This window comes from Streptomyces sp. NPDC059564 (assembly GCF_042735575.1).
In the GTDB taxonomy this organism is placed as follows: domain Bacteria; phylum Actinomycetota; class Actinomycetes; order Streptomycetales; family Streptomycetaceae; genus Streptomyces.
Window position 1 is genome coordinate 1 of sequence record NZ_JBHWBP010000568.1, and the last position, 3195, is coordinate 3195.

A 3195-nucleotide genomic window follows, 5' to 3' on the forward strand; every position below is an offset into this window, starting at 1 on the left:
AACGTGAGCGAGAAGACCGACGGTGCGAACCGCGATGCGACGACGAAACGATCAGCCCGGGAGCGGCTCCAGCAGGAGCGCGAGCGGCAGAAGACCCGGGACAAGCGCCGGCGGACCCTCGTCGTGTCGGCGGCGGTGGTCGGCGTGCTCGGCCTGGCGGCCGTCGTCGGCCTGATCGCCGCCAACGCCGGCTCCGGGTCCAAGTCCGACAAGGCGGGCCCGGTGGTCGCCCCGTCGGGAGCCACCGGCAAGGACGCGCTCGCCATCCAGAACGGCAAGGACGGGGCCAAGTCCCAGCTGACCATCTGGGAGGACTTCCGGTGCCCGGCCTGCAAGGCCTTCGAGACCAACTACCGGGACACCATCCACGACCTCGAGGCCAAGGGCCTGCTCAAGACCGATTACCACATCGTCACCCTGATCGACGGGAACATGGGCGGCAGCGGCTCGCTGAAGGCGGCCAACGCGGCCGCCTGCGCGCAGGACGCCGGCAAGTTCGCCGCGTACCACGACGTCCTCTTCCAGAACCAGCCCGAGGAGACCGACGACGCCTACGGGAAGAACGCCAAGCTGCTGGAGCTGGCCGGCAAGGTGGACGGGCTGGACACCCCCGCCTTCCGTTCCTGCGTGGAGGACGGCACGCACAACAGCTGGGTCGCCAAGTCCCACGGGGCGTTCGCGGCGGGCAAGTTCCGCGGCACCCCGACCATCCTGCTCGACGGCAAGGACATCTTCTCGGACCAGGCCGATCCGCTGACCCCGCAGAAGCTGAAGGCGAAGGTGGAGGCCGCCGCGGGCGGGGGCGCGGTGTCCCCGTCGGCGTCCGCTTCGGCGTCCGGATCGGGGTCGACGTCGTCTTCGGGCTCGGTCAAGGGCTCCGGGAAGGCGTCGCCCGGGCCGTCCGGCTCGGCGAAGGCCCTGTCCAGGGGGGCCGCGCAGGACTGAGCGGCGCTCGGCGCCATGTGTGGTTTTGGTTTCAGCTTGCCGGGCGGGTTGCGGTCCGTACCGCCCGGCAGGGTAGCGTCAGGTCTGCCATGACCCTTGCCTATATCCCCAGTCCGTCGACCGGCGTGATCCATCTCGGACCGATCCCGCTCCGCGGCTACGCGTTCTGCATCATCATCGGCGTCTTCGTCGCCGTCTGGCTCGGCAACAAGCGGTGGATCGCGCGCGGCGGAAAGCCGGGCACGGTCGCGGACATCGCCGTGTGGGCGGTGCCGTTCGGGCTCGTCGGCGGCCGCCTCTACCACGTGATCACCGACTACCAGCTGTACTTCGGCGAAGGCCGCAACTGGGTCGACGCCTTCAAGATCTGGGAAGGCGGCCTCGGCATCTGGGGCGCGATCGCGCTCGGCGCGGTCGGTGCCTGGATCGGCTGCCGGCTGCGCGGCATCCCGCTGCCGGCCTGGGCCGACGCCCTGGCACCCGGCATCGCCATCGCCCAGGCCTTCGGCCGCTGGGGCAACTGGTTCAACCAGGAGCTGTACGGCCGAGCCACCGACCTGCCGTGGGCGCTGAAGATCAGCGAGGCGCCCAACCGGGTCGCCGGGACCTACCACCCGACCTTCCTCTACGAGTCGCTGTGGTGCCTCGGCGTCGCCGCGCTGGTGATCTGGGCCGACCGCCGCTTCAAGCTCGGGCACGGGCGGGCCTTCGCGCTGTACGTGGCCGCGTACTGCCTGGGGCGCGGCTGGATCGAGTACATGCGGGTCGACGAGGCACACCACATCCTCGGCGTGCGCCTCAACGTGTGGACCGCGATCGTGGTCTTCATCCTCGCGGTGGTCTACTTCGTGCTCTCGGCGAAGCTGCGGCCGGGCCGCGAGGAGGTCGTCGAGCCCGAGACCTCCGGTGGTCCGGGCGAGGTGGCCGCCGCCGGCGAGCCCAAGGCGGTCGAAGCCGACGCGAAGACCGACCTCACCAAGGCCGGGGCCGCGGGGGCGAAGGACTCCGCGGGCGGTGAGGTCGCCGCGAAGGCGGACCTGAGCAAGGCCGCCGACGGCGCCGCCAACGGGGCCGACAAGAGCTGACCGGATCCACAGGAGGGGGCGTCGCGCGAGCCGCGGCGCCCCCTCCGGCGTACCCGGACGCGGGCCGCGTCGGGGATCGGCGCCGGGCCCGGGCCGGGTCGGTGGCGTCGGAGCGGGCTCGCGTGGTGCGCCGGGGGCCCGGGGCAGGGCGGCGGCGTCAGAGGGGGCTGGTGCGGCGGGAGAGGGTGAGGGTGCGGTGGGCCGCCGCCACCACCGCCGGGTCCACGAAGCGGCCGTCGGGCAGGGCCAGGGCTCCCGGGGTGGCGCGGGCGGCGGTGACGATCTCCTCGGCGGCGGTGACCTCCTCGGGCCGGGGGAGGTAGGCCTCCTCGATCACCGGGAGCTGGCGGGGGTGGATCGCGGCCCGGCCGAGGAACCCGAGCGCGCGGCCCCGGGCGCAGGAGGCGGCCAGCGCCTCCAGGTCCCGGATGTCCGGGAACACCGACTGCGCCGGCGGCGCGAGCCCGGCGGCCCGGGCGGCGACCACCACCCGGGAGCGCGGCCAGTCCAGCCCGGCCTCGGCGCTGACCCCCAGATCGGCGCGGAGATCCGCCTCGCCCAGGGTCAGCCCGTGCAGGGAGGGGTGCGCGCGGGCGATCTCGTACGCCCGCTCCACAGCCAGCGCGGACTCCAGCAGGGCGTACAGGGCCACCCCGCCGGCCCGGTCGGCGACCCGGCCGATCTGTTCCGGGGCGTCGATCTTCGGCAGCCGCAGTCCGGCGAGCCCGCGCAGCCGGGCCAGCGCGGTGAGGTCGGCGCCCGCCCAGGGGGAACCGAGCGCGTTGACGCGTACGTGGACGGGGACCGGGGGCCGCTCGGTGAGGAGCTCGGCGGTCGCCGCGCGGGCGTACTCCTTGCGGGAGACCGACACCGAGTCCTCCAGGTCCACGATGACGGCGTCCGCCCCGCACCGCAGGGCCTTGGCCACCACCTCGGGGCGGTCCCCGGGGGCGTAGAGCCAGGTCAGGATCACAGGGCACGCTCCGTTCGGAGGGCGGCGATCTCGGCCCCGGTCAGGCCGAGTTCGGTGAGGACGGCGTCGGTGTCCGCGCCGTGCGGGCGGCCCGCCCAGCGGATCCCGCCGGGGGTCTCGGACAGCCGGAAGAGGACGTTCTGCATCCGGATCGGTCCGAGTTCGGGGTCCTCGACCTCGGTCACCGTGTCC

Annotated in this window: 3 protein-coding genes and 1 pseudogene; 2 read left to right on the forward strand and 2 right to left on the reverse strand. The window is 73.7% G+C overall.

All coding sequences use genetic code 11. The annotated features are described in order from the left end of the window. Window positions 1-3: 3 nt before the first annotated feature. Together ACFV0Q_RS40230 and lgt are read left to right on the forward strand one after the other, a co-directional pair. Window positions 4-945: a DsbA family protein gene (locus ACFV0Q_RS40230; protein ID WP_385012896.1), complete on the forward strand. Its 942-nt coding sequence runs from the start codon at window positions 4-6 to the stop codon at window positions 943-945. An 89-nt stretch (window positions 946-1034) separates the two neighbouring features. Beyond that, window positions 1035-2030 carry a prolipoprotein diacylglyceryl transferase gene (lgt, locus tag ACFV0Q_RS40235; protein WP_385012893.1) on the forward strand — a complete coding sequence of 332 codons (996 nt, stop codon included), beginning with the start codon at window positions 1035-1037 and terminating at the stop codon, window positions 2028-2030. A 157-nt stretch (window positions 2031-2187) separates the two neighbouring features. On the opposite strand, the gene ACFV0Q_RS40240 is transcribed toward lgt, so the two are convergent. Beyond that, window positions 2188-3003: an HpcH/HpaI aldolase/citrate lyase family protein gene (locus ACFV0Q_RS40240; protein WP_385012895.1), complete on the reverse strand. Its 816-nt coding sequence runs from the start codon at window positions 3001-3003 to the stop codon at window positions 2188-2190. Continuing rightward, window positions 3000-3195 (reverse strand): annotated as a pseudogene (locus tag ACFV0Q_RS40245) (CoA transferase); the annotation flags it as partial. The pseudogene ACFV0Q_RS40245 and the gene ACFV0Q_RS40240, both read right to left, overlap by 4 nt.

Coding starts and splice junctions, on each gene's coding strand:
- lgt (WP_385012893.1), top strand. CDS start 1,035: ATGACCCTTGCCTATATCCCCAGTCCGTCGACCGGCGTGATCCATCTC.